The organism is Nostoc sp. EspVER01 (assembly GCF_034530635.1).
In the GTDB taxonomy this organism is placed as follows: domain Bacteria; phylum Cyanobacteriota; class Cyanobacteriia; order Cyanobacteriales; family Nostocaceae; genus Nostoc.
The window spans coordinates 83,014-105,282 of record NZ_JAVRCS010000023.1 but is presented as its reverse complement, the minus strand read 5'-3'; the positions used below and the strand labels follow the sequence as shown (position 1 = coordinate 105,282).

Annotated in this window: 16 protein-coding genes; 9 read left to right on the top strand and 7 right to left on the bottom strand. The window is 39.1% G+C overall.

Going from position 1 to position 22,269, the window contains the following annotated elements; translation table 11 throughout:
- Positions 1-108: 108 nt before the first annotated feature.
- Positions 109-1,533 carry a HEAT repeat domain-containing protein gene (locus tag RMX69_RS19415; protein ID WP_322638431.1) on the bottom strand — a complete coding sequence of 475 codons (1,425 nt, stop codon included), beginning with the start codon at positions 1,531-1,533 and terminating at the stop codon, positions 109-111.
- 206 nt (positions 1,534-1,739) lie between these two features.
- Here RMX69_RS19415 and RMX69_RS19410 point away from each other — a divergent pair, with 206 nt between their 5' ends.
- Positions 1,740-2,501 carry a Uma2 family endonuclease gene (locus tag RMX69_RS19410; protein ID WP_289797962.1) on the top strand — a complete coding sequence of 254 codons (762 nt, stop codon included), beginning with the start codon at positions 1,740-1,742 and terminating at the stop codon, positions 2,499-2,501.
- A 78-nt stretch (positions 2,502-2,579) separates the two neighbouring features.
- Positions 2,580-3,434 carry an HIT family protein gene (locus RMX69_RS19405; RefSeq protein ID WP_289797963.1) on the top strand — a complete coding sequence of 285 codons (855 nt, stop codon included), beginning with the start codon at positions 2,580-2,582 and terminating at the stop codon, positions 3,432-3,434.
- A 104-nt stretch (positions 3,435-3,538) separates the two neighbouring features.
- On the opposite strand, the gene RMX69_RS19400 is transcribed toward RMX69_RS19405, so the two are convergent.
- The 3 genes from RMX69_RS19400 to RMX69_RS19390 all read right to left on the bottom strand — a co-directional run bounded on the left by RMX69_RS19400 (position 3,539) and on the right by RMX69_RS19390 (position 6,463).
- Positions 3,539-4,300: a Uma2 family endonuclease gene (locus RMX69_RS19400; RefSeq protein ID WP_289797964.1), complete on the bottom strand. Its 762-nt coding sequence runs from the start codon at positions 4,298-4,300 to the stop codon at positions 3,539-3,541.
- A gap of 297 nt (positions 4,301-4,597) precedes the next feature.
- Positions 4,598-6,247: a PRC-barrel domain-containing protein gene (locus RMX69_RS19395; protein ID WP_322638430.1), complete on the bottom strand. Its 1,650-nt coding sequence runs from the start codon at positions 6,245-6,247 to the stop codon at positions 4,598-4,600.
- An 18-nt stretch (positions 6,248-6,265) separates the two neighbouring features.
- Positions 6,266-6,463, bottom strand: coding sequence for a hypothetical protein (locus RMX69_RS19390; protein ID WP_289797966.1), 198 nt, complete (start codon positions 6,461-6,463; stop codon positions 6,266-6,268).
- Positions 6,464-7,303: 840 nt separating this feature from the next.
- Here RMX69_RS19390 and serA point away from each other — a divergent pair.
- The 7 genes from serA (at position 7,304) to RMX69_RS19355 (ending at position 17,097) form a co-directional block, all read left to right on the top strand.
- Complete coding sequence (serA, locus tag RMX69_RS19385; protein ID WP_322638429.1) at positions 7,304-8,884, top strand: phosphoglycerate dehydrogenase; 1,581 nt, start codon at positions 7,304-7,306, stop codon at positions 8,882-8,884.
- Positions 8,885-8,962: 78 nt separating this feature from the next.
- Positions 8,963-9,883, top strand: coding sequence for a 50S ribosomal protein L11 methyltransferase (gene prmA, locus RMX69_RS19380; protein ID WP_322638428.1), 921 nt, complete (start codon positions 8,963-8,965; stop codon positions 9,881-9,883).
- Positions 9,884-9,995: 112 nt separating this feature from the next.
- Positions 9,996-11,264, top strand: a complete 1,269-nt coding sequence (locus RMX69_RS19375) for a hypothetical protein (RefSeq protein ID WP_322638427.1) — start codon at positions 9,996-9,998, stop codon at positions 11,262-11,264.
- 997 nt (positions 11,265-12,261) lie between these two features.
- The gene (locus RMX69_RS19370; RefSeq protein WP_322638426.1) at positions 12,262-12,753 is read left to right on the top strand and encodes a hypothetical protein; all 492 of its coding nucleotides are present in this window, start codon (positions 12,262-12,264) and stop codon (positions 12,751-12,753) included.
- 217 nt (positions 12,754-12,970) lie between these two features.
- A complete protein-coding gene (locus RMX69_RS19365) occupies positions 12,971-14,611 on the top strand; it encodes a DUF4062 domain-containing protein (protein ID WP_322638425.1) in 1,641 nt (546 codons plus the stop codon).
- A gap of 188 nt (positions 14,612-14,799) precedes the next feature.
- A complete protein-coding gene (locus RMX69_RS19360; RefSeq protein WP_322638424.1) occupies positions 14,800-15,534 on the top strand; it encodes a hypothetical protein in 735 nt (244 codons plus the stop codon).
- A 366-nt stretch (positions 15,535-15,900) separates the two neighbouring features.
- On the top strand, positions 15,901-17,097 hold the full coding sequence (locus RMX69_RS19355) for a hypothetical protein (RefSeq protein WP_322638423.1): 1,197 nt from the start codon (positions 15,901-15,903) through the stop codon (positions 17,095-17,097).
- A 516-nt stretch (positions 17,098-17,613) separates the two neighbouring features.
- Here RMX69_RS19355 and RMX69_RS19350 read toward each other — a convergent pair.
- From RMX69_RS19350 to RMX69_RS19340, 3 genes are all read right to left on the bottom strand, one after another.
- A complete protein-coding gene (locus tag RMX69_RS19350) occupies positions 17,614-18,813 on the bottom strand; it encodes a DUF4159 domain-containing protein (protein ID WP_322638422.1) in 1,200 nt (399 codons plus the stop codon).
- Positions 18,814-18,885: 72 nt separating this feature from the next.
- Positions 18,886-19,920 (bottom strand): phage tail protein, encoded by a 1,035-nt coding sequence (locus RMX69_RS19345; protein WP_322638421.1) that lies wholly within the window; start codon positions 19,918-19,920, stop codon positions 18,886-18,888.
- Positions 19,921-19,987: 67 nt separating this feature from the next.
- Complete coding sequence (locus RMX69_RS19340) at positions 19,988-22,186, bottom strand: putative baseplate assembly protein (protein ID WP_322638420.1); 2,199 nt, start codon at positions 22,184-22,186, stop codon at positions 19,988-19,990.
- Positions 22,187-22,269: the final 83 nt, after the last annotated feature.

The window sequence follows — 22,269 nt, the reverse complement described above, 5'->3', positions numbered from 1 at the left end:
CTATCGTGAAGGCATCGCCGTATGCTTCTCTAATTTGAAAAATTACGAATTACGAATTACGAATTACGAATTACGAACTTCTATGTTGTTCATATTTTTGAAACTCTTTTACTTCTCTAATTCTGCCAACTTCTGTTGAGCAAAGTTTTGCACTTGCTGATCTGGGTCATTCTCTGCTTTGTCGCGCAATAGTGTTAAAGTCTGGGGATGTTGAGGAAATTGCTTGATAATTATCTCTAGTGCAACCCGTCGAGGATTGGTTTCATAGTCTCGCTTACGCTTAAAGGGGTCATTAACAGCGCAGTTATAGTAAATTTCAAACAACTCAGGCTGATATCTGAAGTGTTTGGCTAATGCTTGGATTGCTGCACTTCGCATATTCCATTGATTATCAGCAGTGGCGCGGTCTTTGAGAATCCAGCGAGTGTCCGGGTGATTTGGGAAATTACTGGCTAATGCTTCGATAGCTGCACTTCGCACATTCCATTGATTATCAGCAGTGGCGTGGTCTTTGAGAAACGAGAGGGTTTCTGGGTCATCTTTGAAATTGCTGGCTAATGCTTCGATGGCTGCACGTCGCACATACCATTGATTATCAGCAGTGGTGAGTTCTTTGAGAAACGAGAGGGTTTCCGGGTCATCTTTGAAATTGCTAGCTAATACTTCGATGGCTGCACGTCGCACATACCCTTCATTATCAGCAGTGGCGCAGTCTTTGAGAATCGAGTGGGTGTCCGGGTCATCTTTAAAATTGCTGACTAATACTTCGATGGCTGCACGTCGCACATACCCTTCATTATCAGCAGTGGCACGGTCTTTGAGAATTGAGCGGGTGTCTGGGTCATCTGGGAAATTCCTGGCTAATCCTTCGATGGCTGCACATCTGACATAGTTTTTATTATCAGCAGTAGTGAGGTCTTTGAGAAACGAGTGGGTGTCTGGGTCATCTTTGAAATTGCTAGCTAATGCTTCGATGGCTGCATATTGCACATACTGATAATTATAATTATAAATAGTGGCGCGGTCTTTAAGGCAGTGTAAGGCATCACGGTTATCTTTCCAAATTGTGGCGATTGTTACAACTGCTCGAATGCGAACTTCCTGAACTAGCTTAGTTTCTTTTGCATTGTCATAGGTGTAATAATACCAGAGGTCATATTTGGTTAAGTCTTTTACCTTGCCAAATAATTTATTAGCCACTGGTGCAATTATCAAGCGATTTCTCACTTCTGCAAGACACTTAGCCGCTAAAAACAAGTTGATAAATTTTTTCTCTTCGCCATCTTGCACCATCAAGTAATCAAGAATTTCACCAACAAATTTTGCATCAATCATTCCGGCAATTAGCTGTAATACCTCATGCCAAGTTTCATCTTGCCAGTGTTTGCCAAAAACTTCAGTTTTGAGATCGTCAATTGAAATACTGCCTTCCTTCTCAAACTGCCAGACAAACTCCCAAGCACAGAAATATTCTAAAAATTTCCGATGCAGAAAGGCATTGCTTGCTATCCAGCCAATAAACCATTCCAGCATAATACTCACGCCTGCTAAGTGCTTGACTACGAGTATATAGACCAGTTTGAGAAATCTTTCTAGATTTCTGGGTTTTTAGGCAGTGCGAGTCTATTCATCCAAAACTTAAGATTATCTGAATTTATATGCTGCGATCGCACCTCTATGCTACCTGAAGATTTGTTAAAAATAACTATATACTGTGCATGAATATTAGGAGTAATTTTATGGTTCTACAAGTTAACCCCATCCAAAAAGAACCAATTGTTACTTGGGAAGCACTTCCAGCCGACTTCATTTTACCCGACGAGCCAGTGGAAAATATTCAACAACCTGCGATCGCTGCTGCGCTTACCGATGCTTTGGGAAGCACAGGACGCATCCAACCTCAAATGCTGATTGGCTCTAATTTTGGACTTGTAGCCACAGTCAACAAAAAAATCGTTGTCAAAGCACCAGACTGGTTTTATGTCCCTCAAGTACAGTCTGTGGGAACAAATGTAGTTCGTCGCAGCTACACCCCAAATTTAGAAGGCGCTGCTGTAGCTGTAGTGATGGAATTTCTCTCAGACACAGAAGGTGGAGAATTATCAGTCCGCTCAACTCCGCCCTACGGTAAACTCTATTATTACGAAAAGATTCTCCAAGTTCCAACCTACGTAACCTACGACCCTTACGAACCAAGTATAGAACTACGGTGCTTGCAAAATGGACAATATACTTTGCAGCAAGCAGACGCCAATGGACGCTTTTGGATTCCTGAGTTAGAGTTATTTCTCGGAATTTGGCAAGGTGAAAGATTATGCCAAACCATGAATTGGCTGCGCTGGTGGGATACAGAAGGAAATTTGCTGTTGTGGAGCAGCGAACAAGCTGAACAAGAACGCCAGCGTGCTGAACAGGAACGCCAGCGTGCTGAACAAGAACGTCAACGTGCTGATATATTAGCAGCTAAGTTACGTGAGCTAGGTATTGACCCTGATGCGTAGGCGTAGCCCGTTGTAGACATCGCATAACCTAAAGAGATGCTGGGAATAATAATTTTGGGACATCAGCACCAAAATTCTATGAAACAGCAAAAAAATCAATTCAGCCATCTTACTGCGATCGAAAGAAATTATCTATCATTTCCGGCACAGTTTTTATTAAATCAAAACCTTCTACAAGGCAAAATACTAGACTTTGGTTGTGGCTTTGGTAATGATGTTAAAATATTGCGCCAAAAAGGTTGTGATATTACAGGTTATGACCCTTATTATTTTCCAGAATATCCTGATACTAAATTTGATACAATAATTTGCTTTTATGTTTTAAATGTTTTATTGACTGAAGAACAAACTAAGGTTCTTATGGAAGTATCACATTTATTAAAACCAGGAGGCAAAGCTTATTATGCTGTAAGAAGGGATCTCAAGAAACAAGGTTTTAGAGAACATTACGTTCACAAAAAACCTACTTATCAGTGTATTGTCAAACTTCCCTTTACTTCAGTTTGTTTAGATGAACATCGTGAAGTCTATGAATATGTTCACTATAACCATCAACGCAATTCATCTAATTATTGTATATTTTGTAATCCTCGTAAAAGTCTCAAACTATTAACTGAATCAGCAACTGCTTATGCAATTTTTGATGGCTATCCTATAAGTAAAGGCCATGTTTTAGTTCTTCCCAAACGTCATGTTGGCAGTTATTTTGAACTACCATTTAAAGAACAATCTGCTTGCTGGTTCATGGTTAACAAAGTACAAGAAATTCTCAAAGTAGAATTTGAACCTGATGGCTTTAATATAGGAATGAACATCAATCGAGCCGCAGGTCAAAATATTATGCACGCCAGTATTCATATTATCCCTCGTTACAAAGGTGATACTGTTGGCTCTAAAAGTGGAATCAGGAACGTTATTCCTAAAAAGCAATAGTTTTTTACTGGCAGCTTGCAGTAGTAAATCTTGATTTATGGAAAATGCATAAATCTGAAAAACCTGATTTTCATTCTTGTTAAAAATATTGCAAAATATTTCAGTTAATCCAGATTATCTGGATCTATTCCCAGCGCTCTTAATTGTTCCGTCAATTGTTGCACCCGTTGTTCTGCAATTTGAGCGCGTTGTGCTTCTTGTTGAGCGCGTTGTGCTTCTTGTTGAGCGCGTTGTGTCTCTTGTTGAGCGCGTTGTGTCTCTTGTTTGACTTGTTCTGCGGGCGTGAGATACCGTTGTCCTTGCTCATCATACCAATACATCCATTCCCGCGTTACGCCGCAATAGTTGCCCCTTTCGCAACCAATTCCTAAGCCAATTTCTGGTAGCCAAACAGGGTTTCCCTCTTGCAATTCATATTTACCATTAACTAACTTATGTACTTCCAGATGCGGTTTGCGGCGGCGACGAGAGGAATAAATTACGTAATAAAGTACACCCAAAGCCTCATATTCAGCCAATTTAGTAGTATATTCCTTGCGATAATTTTGGGAAACTACTTCTAGCACGAAAATCGGTACAACATTTTCATCCCACAGCACATAACTGGGACGCAGTTCCTCATCATAAAACCGCTCTACCCCTAAGCTCAAAAACCCATCTGGCACAATTGGTGGTTTATCTGGGTGATAATAAATACCCATATCTATGCCAAACAACCAGTCCATGCGTTCTGACCAAAGTATCAGCAGGATCGCCTTCAGCAAGCCTGGTATTAATTCTTGTAGTTCATTATCCACAGGCGTTTCATCAGAGTCTGGTAGTTCCTCGGCTGAGGGCAAGTACCTTGGCAAGTTGTACTCTAACATGGCTGGTTTCCCCAAAACTCAAAGGATATTTGGCTCACCAGAATTATAGCGATTTATCTGCTAGCGATGTCTTCGCAGAAATCAGTCGTTAGTGCATATTTTTGTTCTAGGGACTTCCAAATAAAAAAATACTCAACTACTTCTTGTGGGGTGGGCAACATGAGCGCCCATATAAAAGGGCGCTCGTGTCGCCCACCCCACAAGATTGGGTAATTTATTTGTTGGAAGTTCTCTACCTAATTTACTTGCAGACGATAAATAAATATCTTGACCTTTTTGATTATTTTATGGCCAAAGTCACAAGAACGATTTGGATTCAAGTTGCGATCGCCCATTACCATGATGCACTAAGGCTGCTGTTCCATGTTCTGAAGCACGTAACTCTTTGTCAGAGATTTGTGGCTCCTTGCTATAGACTGAACTTAGTAAGATATTCAGAACTCCACTTGTTTCAGCTTGGCTGACGGCGCGATGTGTAATCAATTCACCTACATTCAATATCACGTTGTCTTCTGGGTCAAGAATGACACGGGTAACTGGACGACCCAATGCTTGTTCAATCCGTTGATTTTTCATTGCCTGTCTGCTGCGTCCTTGTAACTTTTCTGCCTTCGCTTTCAAGGCTTGCCAGAAAGTGTTGAGATTCTCTTGAGCGATGCTTACTCGATCGTCCAGTTGAACTTTGTTTTCTAACCATCTGTCACTTGCAGTAGAACGGACTGCGGTTGCCAGATTCAGACCGACAGCGTTGAGCAATTCTGCTTCTTTACCGTAAATCTGAGCGCGATCGACAAGGGATTCTGTCACAATCTGCCCAGATGCCGCAATAATTAAGCCATCGTCAGTACGCACTGTTCGCAGGACTCTACGCCCTCTTGCCTGCTGGATCGCTACATTTGCTGCCAAGGAATCAACTGAGTGACGCAGACTAGCAGCGCTGCTCTGAGTTACGCTGCCAATTCGATTGCCAACAGATGCTGTTGCTGCTTGTAAATTGCGGCTGATGTTGGCAGTCAGACTGCCACCCGTGGCTCGATAGAGTTCATCAAGGATGCCCAGGCGATCGGCTGCTTCTGCATTGAGTAGGGTGACTTCTTGACCCTTTAGTAGCAGTACATTCCCATCTGGAGTCAGCACATCCCGCTCGAGACGCTTGCCAATCACATATACTTTTTGTTCGGCAGGATCGACCAAATTGTTAGTCACAGAAGCAGTTGCATCTCGATTGAAGTCTTGTAGTTTGCTGCTAGTAGCATCAGTTGCAGCTTGCAATTGCTCACCTGCATTCTGGCTTGCTGACTGTAGCCCGCGGTTCACTTTCTCTACCGAGCTTTGTAGTTGCTCATTCACAGTTTGAGCTGCTGTTTGCAGTCTGCGGTTAGTAGTCTGGGCCGAGTCCTGCAATTTATCTCCAGTTGCCTGAACGGCTCCTCGGATACCACCAACCTGTTCTTCCATCAATTGAGCAATTTCTGGAGGTACAAAAGCAACATCATCACCAATTTTCAGTGTTTCGCTAGCAGGAACAAACGATCGCCCCGAATAAGCATCGGCAAATACACCGCCAGAAACTTCATATCCTTCCACCAGTCCACTATGCTCATCAAAGAACAAATCGACCAATCCACCCAGATAAAGTCCCTCTGTAGTTAGAATTTTCTTTTTTTTCAGGACGATATTCTGGTGCAGAATCTCTTTAATTACAGGGACACGATGTGCCTTCACAACAGATTTTTTCGACTTAACTACGATCGCATCTGACCCGATGGCTTGTACCTCTTGTAAAGGAATCACTTTTGCGTCTCGAAATAGTCCCTTCTCTGCAACTAGAAAACCCAAAAGTTGATTGCGTTCCCGATCGACAATTAAATCGATGATTCGGACAATTTTCTTACCTGTGTCGTAGGTGACGACCACTTTATCGAGAATATCAGTACCTTTAAGCATTATATATCCCTGGTCTTTTTATTGATTTGGTTGTTGAATTATTTGTTCGTTAGTAGTCCGAAATTTCAGTTGAAAATATTGTCCTTCTCGTCCAAAGCCGGGAACTATATCAATCACACCAAAGTATTCGGAAAGTACCCCAAATATTGCCAGCAGAATGATTAAGCTGGTGATATTCGCTCCAGTATTAGAGCGTTGTCCTACAAGTCTAGGCATTTGTTCTTTTATTTATTGTTGTTTTTTAGGGCTAACCTTACTGAAAAAATCATACAAGACTATTAATATATTTTTTATCTACAATTTGCCCTGATTAACTTTAATCTTTAGGAATAAAAAATAAAGGTTATCTTTTCTAAAGATAGATACGATTCTGTTTGCCTTCAATCTTTTGGAAGTAACTATTTTTAGTTAATTGAGCTTTATTCATCTTCAAGAGAACATCAAACTTCTCAGAAAGCTTTCACGACTTCCTTAGATTATTGCACAAATATTTTATGGTAAAATGGAGGTTTTACCAGAAAGCTAATGGTAATATGCGATACGAACAAATCAAAAGCCAATCGGTTGGTGAATTGAAACGCCTGTTCGGGATAAAAGTTGCAATATTTTGCTTTGACTAAGGGATACCACTTGTGGTATCTAGAAATAGCCAAGATTTGATAGATATAATAGTTACTCGCTCGTTTCGTGGTTATCTATAGCATTGCCCGATCTAAAGTTGCAGCCCAGTCAAGAATCCAGGTATTTTTTACCCCACTCAGAAAGTTGCTTCAGCCGATAAAATTTTGGTAACTCTTAACTATTAATAAATATATCGGTGCTTAGTGCTATTCATGCTTTATATTTAGCGACAGGATGATGTAAATAGCCACTCACCTTCAAATACTTAGGAGGTAGTATCCACCAGAAGCAACTAATGCTTTGATACCACCACCAGATAGTGTAAGTTAAGGTTAAGTCGATATTCAAACGAATAATTTTTGCTGAATTGCGACAGATAAAGACTAAACTAAAAAGTCTTGTGCAGCAAAACCTGTAGCTTTAAATGAAGTAATCATGTCTAAGGTTCTTGTCTCTGATTCGATTGACCAAGCTGGAATTGACATTCTTTCGCAAGTTGCAACCGTTGATGTCAAACTAGGTCTAAAACCAGCGGAACTGATCGCAATTATTGGTGAGTATGACGCGCTAATGATTCGCTCTGGTACGCGTGTAACTCAAGAAATCATTGATGCCGGCACCCAGCTAAAAATCATCGGTCGTGCGGGTGTGGGTGTGGATAATGTGGATGTTCCCGCTGCCACACGCCGGGGAATCGTGGTAGTCAATTCTCCAGAGGGAAATACAATTGCCGCTGCCGAACACGCGCTAGCAATGATTTTGGCTTTGTCTCGCCACATCCCCGATGCTAACGCCTCGGTGAAACGCGGTGCGTGGGATCGCAATAGTTTTGTTGGCGCGGAAGTCTACAAAAAAACTCTCGGCGTTGTCGGTTTGGGTAAAATTGGCTCCCATGTTGCTGCGGTAGCTAAGACAATGGGGATGAAACTCCTAGCTTATGACCCATTTATTTCTACCGAACGAGCCGAACAAATTGGCTGTCAGTTAGTGGAGCTAGATTTACTCTTCCAGCAAGCAGACTATATCACCCTCCACATTCCAAAAACCCCAGAAACCACCCACTTAATCAATGCCACAACCTTGGCAAAGATGAAACCCACAGCCCGGATTATCAACTGCGCTCGTGGTGGGATCATTGATGAAGTAGCTTTAGCAGCAGCTCTGAAAGCGGGTAAAATCGGCGGTGCAGCTTTGGATGTGTTCGAGTCAGAACCACTGGGTGAATCGGAATTGCGATCGCTAGGTAAAGAAGTTATCCTCACTCCCCACTTGGGAGCCTCTACTACAGAAGCTCAAGTGAATGTGGCCATTGATGTTGCCGAACAAATTCGCGATGTCCTTTTAGGACTACCAGCACGTTCCGCCGTCAACATTCCCGGACTCGGCCCCGATGTGTTGGAAGAACTCAAACCCTACATGCAACTAGCAGAAACTCTCGGTAATCTGGTAGGACAGCTAGCTGGCGGACGGGTAGAAGTACTCAATATTCGACTGCAAGGGGAACTCGCGACCAACAAAAGTCAACCTTTAATCGTCGCTGCCCTCAAAGGACTACTTTACCAAGCTTTGCGGGAACGAGTAAATTACGTAAATGCCAGCATAGAAGCCAAAGAACGCGGAATTCGGGTAATTGAAACCCGCGATGCTTCCATTCGAGACTATGCCGGCACACTGCATCTAGAAGCCACGGGTACTTTAGGTACTCATTCTGTAACAGGTGCTTTGTTGGGTGAGCGGGAAATCCACCTCACCGACGTTGACGGTTTCCCGATTAACGTCCCACCCAGCAAATATATGTTGTTTACCCTGCACCGCGATATGCCGGGGATTATCGGCAAACTTGGTTCCCTACTCGGCAGTTTTAATGTGAATATTGCCAGTATGCAAGTAGGTCGTAAAATCGTCCGTGGTGATGCCGTCATGGCTCTGAGTATAGATGACCCTTTACCAGAGGGCATTTTGGATGAGATTATAAAAGTCCCTGGTATCCGAGACGCATATACAGTAACACTTTAGAAGTCAGAAGTCAGGAGCCAGGAGTCAGAATAAATAATTCCTCCTGACTCCTGAATTCTGACTCCTGAATTCTGAAAAATGGCAAACACCTGGTGGGAACTGAATATTTTATGTGAGCCAGACCTAGAAGAATCGATCTTCTGGCGACTGGAAGATTTTGGTTGTCGTGGTACAGCTAGTGAAAATAAAGGAAATTCATCTTTAGTAAGGGCTTATCTGCCGACAATTCAAACGCAGCTACTAGATTTGGCAGCTCTGTCGCTGTGGCTGCGTCAAGATGCTATCTGTGTAGGAGTTCCATCTCCTTCTTTGCAATGGCAGTTAATTGACGAGGAAGATTGGGCGACTAGCTGGAAACAATATTGGCATCCGCAGGAAATAGGCGATCGCTTCCTAATTAACCCAGCTTGGCTACCATTACCAGAAACAACGGAACGATTAGTAATTCGCCTCGATCCTGGTGTAGCATTTGGTACGGGCAACCATGCCACCACTCAGCTATGTTTGGAATCGCTGGAAATGCGGCTAAGTGGAGTTTCGCAGTCCTTTGTGGGTAATAGTGGCAAACATGAACATCTGGTAATTGCGGATATTGGCTGTGGTTCTGGTATCCTTTCTATTGGGGCGCTGTTATTGGGTGCTGAGAAAGTCTATGCAGTGGATACTGACCCTTTGGCGGTGCAATCAACTATCAGTAATGGTACGCTGAATAATATTAGCTCAGAACGTTTACTACCTGCACAGGGAAGTGTAGACGTTTTGAAAAAACTAATTGAAAGCCCAGTGGATGGTATTGTCTGCAATATTTTGGCTCATGTAATTATTGAATTGGTTCCAGAAATGAGTGCGATCGCTAAACCTGAAACTTGGGCGATCTTCAGTGGTATTTTACTAGAACAATCTAAAGCTGTTGCTGACGCTTTAGAAGAAAATGGTTGGGTTGTCGCTACCCTGTGGAAACGCAAAGAATGGTGTTGCTTAAATGTACGGCGTTCTTAAGCCAGTAGAAATTATTGCAATCCGCAGATCCCCGACTTCTTTAAGAAGTCGGGGATATTTAAGTAAGTGACATAATATATAGATTACCCACTATTGACTTTTAAAACTAGCGATGAAAGAACGGCTACAAATCCACAAAAAAGCTGACTCATCCGCTTATTCGCCAAAGCAAAGTCAGTTGCAATCACATTTATTAACTACCCACTCTCAACTTAGCTCCAACAAGCCTATAGTACAGGCAAAGGTAGAAAATCAGAAATTTCAACAATATCAGTTTGAGGCAACGAAACTCCAAATACAAGCCAAGCATGGCACTATCACGCCAGAGGGACAGGAGCGACTCACTGTTTTGCAAACAAAGATGAATGAGTCGTTGCAGCAAGGTAAGGAACACTCTTCGCAGTTTGGTCATAACCTGAGCAAAATGGCGATAAAACGTGCTGATAGCGCGTCAAGAAGAGAAATACAGCCAAAACTGACTATTGGTCAATCAGGAGATCGATATGAGCAAGAGGCGGATAGTGTCGCTACTTCTGTAGTCAACCAAATTAATCGATCTCCTCTGCAAAACCAGGATGCACAGCAGACGATACCAGCTAATCAGAACGAACAAGCAAAGTCTGAAGAAATATTAGTAGTAAATAACTCAGCAGATAAAAAACAAAAATTTTTACAAGAATATTCGCTAGCGAAAACACTAGTCAATGGTATAGATGACACATTGCCACAAGATAAAATCCTGGAACAACTTTTCAAAAACTTTGTAAATATCCAATTTCAATACACAATGGTGAGCAAGAGTCCAGAAACTCTATTAAAAGGCTCTCCAGAAGGAGATTGTCAGACATTAGCCCGTGCTTTTAAAAAAGTTGCAGAAGAATATTTTGGTATTGAGAAAATAACAATTGAAAGTATCGCCAAACCTTTTTTGAGTGAAGCTGGAGTAACCCCATACCAAGGGAAAAAGCCCAATTGTGATGATGGTAAACGATGGTTCTTCCAAAACCATTATTGGGCTAGCTGGAATGGAAAAATTTATGATGTTTTATTCCTCAGCAATAAACGAACCGAAGCGGATATGGCAAAACAGGTGCAACCACTGACATCGATGTTGATGCCTGAACAAGAATACTATCAAACAGAAAAAGGAAAAATTGTATATCCAATTGTTAATAAGTATTCTACTGTAGATGTGACGATTTTTGAAAAACTGAAAAACTTTATTAATAATCTCGGTCGCTTTTTCTCCAATAGCATGAGTGGGATAATCAATAAAATTCGGTCTTTATTTGCCCAAAGCGGAAACAATACCAGTGGTTTTGATTCTCTAATGAGAGAACTTGAACATGATAAAAATAATACTGTGATCGCAAACAAGTAAAATCAATAATTACAATTTGATATTGCAGGATGAAAATTTCTCAAAAATGTTGACATCATTTGAATATGATTCAAAGCAAGGTCTAGACTACGAACTGTCACCGCTTCCTTTGCATACCGCTAGAAAATCTGACGCCTCATAATTAACAAATTACGAATTGGTATAACCTTATTCCATTGGTAAATCAAATGCGAAGTGCTTAAAATCTGGAATTTAGACTAAAAAGCATAAAATGACTCAGGGAAGGTGATTTGAGCAGAAGCAAAAATAAAAATTAAAAAAATTAGAAATCAAGCAGGTTTCTGCTCGGCTTTACGTGAATTACTAGTACGTTTTTTAACAATTAAATAGCGAATTCTTTATCTTCCGTTACTAGGGTGCTTATGATTACAAGCATTCCTTTCTTTTTTTGCACAGCTACTACAAACGCGATCGCTCTTTTTTAGTCTAAAGTCCAGTATTTAGAGGTGTTGGATGAGGATTTAGAATCGGCAGCTTCAACGCTGAAATTTTAGTCAGTATCAATTAGCAGGTTAAAGACCATCACATCTCTTACTTTTAAGCTGCAATTGGTGCTAGTATAAATAATAAATATTATTTATATAACTAGCTAATACATGAAATGATAAGCTTTTACGGCTTTACTTTTCCAAAGAAAGCATTCTCTATATATCAAGGGTTACAGTCTTCAAAAAGTGAAATTGTAAACATAACAGCCTAATTTCTGGAATTTCCATGTTTACAGTTGAATATTTAAGAATCGGTTTGATTACTGAACATACTTGTCTAGTGATAAAATCGGTAACAGTGAACAAGGCGAGTAGAAATGTACTTATTTTTTCAAAAATTAAATATGAGTCCTATTATTATCAAGCTATTAAATCAATTAAGATCCTGTCAAAAAAACTTTTACAATTAGCTATCTACAAAACTTACTAGAAAGCATTTCTAACTAAAAAAGGCAAGGTTGTTTCGTGACAAGTACTAAGTAGGTAAAATGAATAAACAAAGTTACGGTGAAAACTACCAAAATCATCTTTTAGAACAATATAAGCTTTATGTAGAAATGGCAGATAGGATTAGTGCCAGGAGAATTCAAATTAATAGCTTTTATATATCTTTATTATCTGGACTACTTGCTATTCTTTCTATATTTGGAAATAAAGATATATTGGCTAAATTGCAAAATACAAATTTACAATATACTATGTTATTTTTAATGGGGTTGCTTGGACTAATTTTATGTTGGATTTGGCATAGTAATATTGGCTCATATAAGCTACTTAATTCTGCAAAGTTCAAAGTTATTACTGAAATAGAAAAGGATATGCCTTTTCCTATTTATGAAAGAGAATGGGAAATTTTAAAAAAGGATAAAGAATACAAAGTGTATGTGGAGCAGACTCTAGTTGAAAAATATATTCCTTTTATTCTTGCTATTCCATATTTAATTTTGTTAATTTACTCGTTGATTGCCTTTATAAGATAAAAATTATTTTGGGATTACGATTACATAGTGATGTTGTGATCAAAGAATTGAGATTTAAATACTAACAAATTACACAATATTTATAATTCATTAAATTTTTATGATTTCAAAATTTAATATGCAAACATAAATATAAGCCTTGGTAGGCAATAATGTATTTCCAGTAAATAGAAGCTTACTATTCACTTTTGCCGTATTTCTCTTGAAGATTAAGATAATGGCTAAGTTCATCAAAGCAATGATCAGCAGTACTTTTATAGATTTGAAAGATCATCGTCAGCAGGCAATTCTCGCCTGCTTGCAAGAAAAAGTATTTCCTTTAGTAATGGAAACGCTTCCAGCCATTAATATGACCGCATTGGAAGTGTCATTGCAGATGGTAGATGAGGCAGATATATATATTGGTATTTTTGGCTATCGATACGGCTCAATACCTGAAGGTGATAATATCTCAATTACGCATCAGGAATATCTGCATGCTTACAAGCGAGATATTCCGCGCTTAATTTTTTGCATGGATGAGCAACATCTAGTAACAATTAACATGATTGATTTAGGAGATAAAAGTAAAGAATTAGAAGAACTTAAAAAATTAATAAAAAAAGACAGAGTAGTTCGGCACTTTAACTCACCAGCAGAATTGCGCAGTCAAATAGCCATCAGTATACATCATTATCTCCGTGAAACTAATTTAGCAGAAAAGTTTAAATATCTACCTCATCATGTTGAAAGATATGACCTGGATGATTTGATAGGTAGAAAAGAGCCTTTGTCTAGTCTAAACAGATGGGTTGTAGATACTAAATCAGAAGAGTACAAAGCCAGTTTATACATTATAGTAACTAGTAGTGGTATGGGAAAATCATTGCTGGCTTGGAAATGGTTTAATGCCATCTCCAACAGAATTTGGCGAAGAATAATGTGGTGGAGCATTTATCAAAAAGAAGATTTTGAGACATTTCTCAAAGAAACATTAGTTAATTTTGTTGGTAAGGGAGAACAGGAAATTAGTTATTTAAGTACGGATGCAAGAACATTAATATTATTAGAAGCTTTAAAAATAGAACCTTTTTTAATTGTCTTGGATGGTTTAGAACACGCTTTAGTAAATGAGGAATCAAAGAGTATAGCTATAGATAAACATACGGTTGATGCCCCTATAGAAGGATTTTTAAAAAAATTTAGAGAACTAGATACACCTAATTCAAAAATTTTAATTACTACAACTTGTATCCCAAAAACTTTATTGAGAAATAATGGAGAAGCTCACGAGAGAGTTTATAAACATAGATTAAGTCAGTTAAGTAGTGATGAAGCTCTTGAATTGTGGCAAGGAGTTGGTCTTAATATTCCGAAAGGAATTATAAAAGATAATTTATTATCATTAATCAGAAAATTTGACTATCATCCTTTATTTATACGTGCATTGGCAGGCGAAGTAAAGCAAGATGTAAGAAGTGGAGGAAATTTTCAAATATGGTGGACTTATAACAAAAATAATCAGCTTGGAAAATTACGAGATATTTCTGCCTGGATATCTAATCTTTTAAATAAAAAATTAGGTCATCTCTCCAGGGAAGTATTATTAACTATATCTGCTTTTTATTGTCCATGTCGTTACAATGTACTTTCGACTTTAATGTCGGAAAGGGGATTTAATGAACAGGAATTATCTATTTCTTTACAAGACTTACAAGCTCGTGGTTTAATTAATCGAATATCCGAAGATGAAGACAATGAGATGGAAAATACATATTCTTATCGTATCCATCAACTCATTATTGATGCTGGATGGGGACAACAAACGACTGAACAGCAGATTGAAATAGCAACAAGATTATTTAATATAATATTTTAATTGTTAATGGATACTATAACGACGCTTATGAAATATTTATTGGGCGTTTAAATATAATTACTTTTGAACAAAAATATAATTCATTACGAATAGAATTATTAGAAAAATTATTTCCTCAAGGAATTGATAAGTATCCAGCATTACTAGATAAAAATCCAAATCTTGAGTGTGATAAAAAAGCAATTACTATGGCTTCTTTGGTGAGAGGCTACTTACTTTCTGGGCAAATAAGAAAGGCTCTTTCATTAAGTGAAAATCATGTTAAGGTCCGCAAAGAATCACATTATCTTATTCATGCCGCTAAAGGTCAATATTATCTTGCATATGAGCTTTATCTATTAGGTGAGTTAAGAGAAGGGGAAGAAAGAATAAAAGATTCAATAATGATATTCAATAATGGAAAACACTATTTTTGGGAAGTTTTGTGTTTGAAGATGCTTGACCATCTGATGATAATACGAGGTGCCCAAGAAGAAGCATTACAAGTAAGAATTAAAGAGAAATTAGCAATGATAAATTCTTTTCATAATACAGATAATATGATTGATGAAATAGCGCATATTAAGAATACAACAGAACTATTAAGTTCAATAGCTGCTGAGGTAAATCATGTTGAAAGGTACCTATTAAATTTAAACACGCAAGCAGAGATTTATCTATTTGAACGAAAATATAATGAAGCTCAAAATATTATTTATGAAGTAATATCAAATGATGATTACAGGCTGATACAAGCGGATGCCTGCTTAATTTTAGCAAAAATTAAAAAAGGACAAGGTAATATAAAAGAAGCAATATCTGCCGCAACAAATGCCTACAAAAAAGCATGGTGTAATGGTTCAATTTATGTATATAAGCAAGCTTTAGAACAGGCAAAGAATATTTTAAATGAATATGACAGCCCGTATCCTGACATTACTTAAATTAATACTTAATGCTATAAAGTAACAAACAGGTTTCACTTGAAAGCTGATAGTTTTACTAAAATAATTTACAATCTATTTATATTTAGTTACTTTTTTAAAAGAGGAACTAAATCTTATGTATATATATATGATATATACCAATTGATATAAAATGTGAAAATATTTCTCAAGCCAGATAATATATAAGTTATTTTCTCTACTTTACGATTAAGGTTAAAGTGTTTAAAATATTAAAGTAGCACTGATGTATTTAATTTAAATACCATCTATAACAAGCTTGAAGTTGATGTTGAAATGGTAGGCTTTATTTACGTCATGCTGTACTCGTATTTAGATCCACAATTACTAGTATCAAATATGATATTGAAAAAGATTGATATAGAATTATCTAGAAAAACAGAAGTAATGGAGATTATTCATGATGATGCAGACATTTATATCATTTGTGATGAACAACCTGATGCCAACTATTTCTATGGTGGTACAAGAATAGTGAATTGGGATGCAGAGCTTTTACAACTTGATGAGCTTCTCAAAAGGTTAATGTTGTATGAGAGTAAAATCAAAAACCAGTTAATTAATATTGCTATTAGAAGTAATTTATTATCTAGTTATGCAGAACAATTACCGAAAGAATTTTTAGACAGCGTAGTTGGTGGTGCTCGTTGCATTATTAAACCTAGAAATCAAGAAATTGCTGCTATTCTAAATAATCGCAAAAATGTTGAATTTTATATAAAAATTACAAAAATATTTGATTTAATAGGACAAGTACTTAATAAAGAAAATGGAAGAATTAAACTAACACCTGATTTTGGACGTTTTGCTGATCTTTCAGATATCTTAGCAAAATTTACTCCTCATGTATTGGGCGTTAGTACTAAAAATGGTGGATGTGGCGGCAAGTCTTCATATACCACAACAGGAATAATTGCAGCGATTGAACGAACAAAGTTATCTAAGCTAAAAGAAACTAATATAACCCTAATTGGTTCTGCTGGTGAACTGGGTAGTGATATGCTTAGGTATTTTATAAGAGAAGAATTTAAGAGTATTGCAGTTTGTGATTTAGTATATGACGCTGGTAATTTCTCTAATTATGCACAGTTTGCTGACCTTTCCGTACTACCTTCTCAAGCAGGCAAATTTACAGATACTTGTTTAAGACGAGGAGGAATAATAGTTACGACAACTGTTGGTGAGGAATTAGAAAACTCAAATTGGCAAATTATTCCTCCAGGAACTTTTTTGTTTTTAGCACATAACCTTGCTATACCTCCTTCACAGAATGGTATAAAACTTATGCGAACTATTGCAGAACTTGATATTATTGTCATACCAGGCCAATTACTAACATTAGGAGGAGCTTTAACTTCAAGGCTAGAGTGGTTTTGGCGGCAATCAAATCCTGGCCAAGTTTTTAACAAGCGATTAGCTAACACGATTGTTAGAGATGTAGTTAGTTTTTGGATTGACAAAATTATGGACACTGCTAACGTACTAGAAATAACACCATACGAAGCAATGCTTTACTGCCTTGGTATAAACATATTAGATTAACTAATAATCAGCCCTACTATCTCCCCTGCTCCGCAGCTTGCCTTCATGAGCAAATTTCTTAATAAATATATGCTCTCATATCTTGATTGGAATTTGAGCGGCAGTTGATTGCAAATTTTACACAAGACATTATCATCTTGACTAACTATATTCTCCAATATGAGATTTAAAGATATCGTTTATCGGACAAACTATCAGTTGTGCTGGTAACAAACAATAACGTTCCTCTTCGACTTTAATTTTAGCGTAGGCGTAGCCCGCCGCAGGCATCGTCTGTTCGATTGAATTAGCAGGGATAACTGCCTCTATTGCTTTAAGTAGCTCAGTACTTTATTTGTATTTTAAGAGATACCAATAGAAAATTCCTTGAGATGCACTGCATTTCATTTTCATACTTCACAACATTTTCTAATTTATATGTATTTGAGCGTTAGCTGAACCGTATTGCTTTATAGGGCAGCCAAATCTGAACAAAAAGCTGCCAGCTTCCAAACGTCCACTCTACTAACTTGCCTTTCACCACTGTCCTGAATTATCTTCCTGTTGCAACCCAATCAACTGTCGCCGCTTCCAAGCATAGTGAAGAATATTAATGCCTAATTCCTGAGCTGTACGAATAGTCAATCTGGGTAAACTCAAATCTCTATCCAGTCCCCAAGCGGTTGCTAAATCTCCAATTGCTAAAATAATTCCGCCACCGATTAACAGTTTAATCTGCTGCTGATTAACCATTGGCAAGGCAGCAAATAAGAAAGGTTTTGTCCTTAAAGGATGACTCCGTTGCAATTCTTCTAAAGGTCTTAAAGGACTCTCTAGCTGTTGTGCCAAAGCTTGAGTACTTTCAATCAAAGGATTAGCATTTGTTGGCGCATCAACTAAAAGCACACCACCTAAATTCAAATAATTTCTGAGAGATTCAAATTCGAGACTATTTAAAGATATTGCTTGTCCACCTGTGAGATAAAGGATGTCATAGTCTTGGATATTTTCTGCTAAAGAAACCTGACCTGGTTCATCAGCCCCTCGCAAACTTGGGTATAGGGGTTCTACTGCTTGTAATAAATATGAAAGGCTGAAAAAATTACGCGCACATTCAGGATCGCTATGAGTCGCTTGCGCCATACATACAAGTGCTTGAGGACGCATTTGTGCCTGACGACGATAACGCAAATCAATATTATTATATCCAGGGAAAAAAGCATCCGCAGGTTGGGTAATGTCAGTATGTCCTGGTTGTAGGAGTATTCGACATATTTCTATTTCTGAACTGGCTGGTGTAGAGTTTATTTGGTCAATTCGATAAGTCTCTTGAACAATATCTCTTTGCTGTCCGCGCCGCAATTCATCGGGATCTACATAGCTAACTACTAAGTAAATCATGAGCGGTTCAGAACTTACTACTTCTAAATCGATGGGAAAATCATAAGAAGTCGGTACAACAATTAGATTACCTGCTAAATCAATTGCAATCCCAGGTTGAATTTGTACCCAACGTCCATCTCGATATCTAGCTTCAACTTGGCTTGGGGCAGTTACATCTCGCACTCCTAAACCGCAGACAATTCCTGGTTGATTTAAACTTTGATATTGAGCATTTTGCCGATTACGGTGATATTCATGGGCTGTGCGCCAGCGTTCCGCATTAATTAGTAAGCCGTCTGCTGCTTGCAGGCGTTCAAAGGATTTAATTGGTGGAGGTGGGAAAGGATGGGACATAATTAATTCAAAATTCAAAATTCAAAATTAAGAAAAGCTTAGGAAGAGGTCAGGGAGAAGAAGTTTAAAATTTTATTGGCTAGAAGGAGTTTCGATAGATAATTCGTATGTGCAAAAAGCAGGTTTTTCTTGTTCTATGATTCTTTGAATAAGTTCTTCGTTGATGATGCCACTAGAAATATTTGAACGCAAACGCACTATAAAATGATATGGTTGTCCGCCTGCTAAAACTGCATTTCCTAATTGTGCATCTCCGATAATGAAACTTGGGCCAAAAGGTTCTGTAATACTAATATGTTTATCAGCTTCATTCGGTAAATGTTCGTCTAACGGTAAACCAGTATAAAGATGCAAGTAGAGACGCAATCCTTTACGAGTTCCTCGCCAGCGATAAAGTTCTACGGCTCGGCGAATTAAACGCCGTTGTTGCTGGAGATCCCAAACAGAATCTACTTGCCAAGCAACCCAATGAGCCATAAAGGGTAGTAATGCTTGCGGTGCTGTCAAGGGGTCGAGGTTTGCCCACATGACGTTGTAACTATTAACTATTGGTTGAAAAGCTTGCTCAAATATTTTCATGAAGCGACCAATAAAGTCTACTTCTCGATACAAAATTGGCAGGAATTCCATGTAGGCAGTGTAGGGACGAATGTATAAATCGAAATACTCGCTTCTCTCTATTTGTTCGTTGTCTGTGCCTGGGTCTATGTGTAGAGTAATTAGGCTGCGAAAATTGAGCGTTAGTTTGTCTTTTTTCCCAGGAAAAATAGCCTCTTGGTCTTCAAAAAATGTGTCGGGAATTGAGAAGTAGAGAACAGCATCCATTTGTCCATGAGGCGGTATCTCACTGCCTTCTGTACCAATCTGACACCACTGCAACGGGAAGTTTCCTTCAACGCTTAATCTTACCCGTAAAGGACGTTGTTCTAAGTTTTGCACCTGCACAATCATCTCGCTGGGATGTCCAGGATGCAAGAGCAAATTACGTCCAGCTACATCGATGTTTTCCGCATTTGCAAATGCTAAACCTGCCACAGGTAAAGCTTCGGGAATTTGCATTGGTGTTAATTGAATGCTTACAGCTGGACTAGAGCGACTTTGAACCATAGGACTGGGGATTGGGGATTGGGGGCAGGGGAGGCAGGGGAGAAAATAATTCCTGACAAATTACGAATTACGAATTACGAATTATCTGGATGTCGTGATTGGAACGCAGATTTGTATCAGCCCAAGAACATATCAAACCTTCCGATCCCGGATCGATCAATTGTTCTGGTGATGGTTGTCGCCGCCAATTTTCTCCTTGCTTGCGGATGGGAAATAGCAAGACGGGGCCTAAATGACGCACGCCTGGGGTTTGTTGCAGTAATGCGACAATATCTGATGTATAAACTGGTCGCCCAAATGGCCAACCTTTGCCGTCGATTCCTCCAGTTAAGGGATTTAAATATTTATATAGCGATCGCCTTAAATTCCGGCGAATTTCTTCGCTGGCAAAAGGATTATTGTATGCTGGCTCTAAAGCAACTTCTGTTTGTACCGAAACACCTACGTAATTCGGCTCTTGTAACTCTACTTGTACCCCTAATAAGCGTCTTTCATCTAAATAACTCAAAATTTGCTCTTGCAGGGCATTACTGAGGGCAAAATCTTCTGGTGTCATGCCATTGCCTTGGGCGATCGCATCTGTATTTGCATAAGGAACTACCAGTAAACTAACTATACCAGCTTGTCTACGGGAATTTGCTGGTAAACAACGGACGCGGGCGATCGCACCAGCACCCGCCTGTTGAGTTAAAACTTCAAAATCTTCGGCAGTGACGGCGCGATCGCGCGTGCGGAGGATGCGGGGAGCTTTCATCACAGCCTGTTCCAGCGATTCGGCATCCGCCCCATTGATTGCTGGTACGCGATTGACCACACTAGCAATATATGGATACGCAGACTTCAAAAACTGAATTGCCCCAGTTTGAACATTGCCTTCTCTACCGCCGCCTGTACGATAACTAACCATCCTAATCTCTGCACCACGGGGAGGAATTGCCCCATATTGATGTTCCGACTGGTTATTTTCCAGAACTTGTACAGATGTGTCATCCAGTGATGGTTGCTGGATTCGCGTTCTTACCTGAGTTTGCTGTTTAAGTTGGCTAGGTTCCCGAATCAGCGGCCCGAATTGGATTGTACCAGTGATGGAATCGATGGTGTAATGGAAGTTATGCGGGCCAGAATCAGCAAAATCTCTCACCTCAATCCACTTTTGCGGCAAACCACCAGCGGGAGTAACTAAAATATACTCATTTTCTCGGCGTTCTAAAATTGGTGCTGTTTGTAACTGGAAACTTTGACCGGGTGTACCATCACTAATTCCCAATCGTTCATCTTGAATCAGCGTACTATGGCTAGCCCTAACAGTACCGCCAATTGACCGCACTGCTAAACCAATAATTCGTGGCGGACGATTGTAACCAGATTCATTCGCTTCCGTGGAAACAAAGCTACAGCGTAACCAGCGACCTCGGTAAGAGGTAAAATTAGCCACAGGCCAAATTTGAGGTAAATGCAGACGTACCTCTGCACCTTGAGAAGGGTTTTCACCTTCTTGGGCGATTTCGTAAAAACTGAAGCCGCGAGTTTTATCATCTGATTCTTGCAATAAAACTGATTGCCAATTTTCCCCATCCCAGGCTTCCCACTTGCGGGGTGGTTGATTGGGGTTAATCCCAGCAGGAGTAGCCGCAGCTCCCTGGAAAATAATTTCTAAAACATTAGCATCTAAAGGATCGTCAGAATTAATTGCTAAATAAAAGCAATTACCAGGCTGGGGTTCCTCTTCAAAAATCGGTTGTTCATTACCTGTCCAGTAACCGTTAGATTGACGAGTCCAGGAAGTTGTGACTCTTTCGCGCAGAGATTGGGGAATATCTTCGGTAGTTTGGGCAGTTAAAAAATGTTGGATGCGGGGTTTGCCGATAATTAAAGGAGAATCTGTGCTGAAAGTTATCGCTTCTGTAGTTTCAGTGCGGATAGTTGAAGCTTCTAATCCTGCGGGAATCGTGTAGGCTTCAGGTAGTGCAGCACTTAAATAAAAAGTTAATTCTGTGCGGGCTGGGGCGGGAGGGTGGAGACGAATACCTAGTAATTCTAAAAAAGCGACATAATTTTTTCGAGGTACTTGGTTGAATCTGAGCAACATTTGGTCAGTTAACCAAGCAAATAACTCAATGAGCGTAATTCCTGGGTCGCTGAGATTGTGGTCAGTCCATTCGGGACAGTAGCGAGGAATACGCATAATACATTCTTGCACCAAATCATCAAAGGCGCGATCGTCTAAGTTGGAAGAAGGTAATTTCGGTAAAAAGTCAAAGTTCATACCAATTAAAAAAAGAATGTGGCAGATGCAAGCCTAGAAACCCAGATAAAATTTAGCTTTTTTAATTTTCAATTTTTAATTCG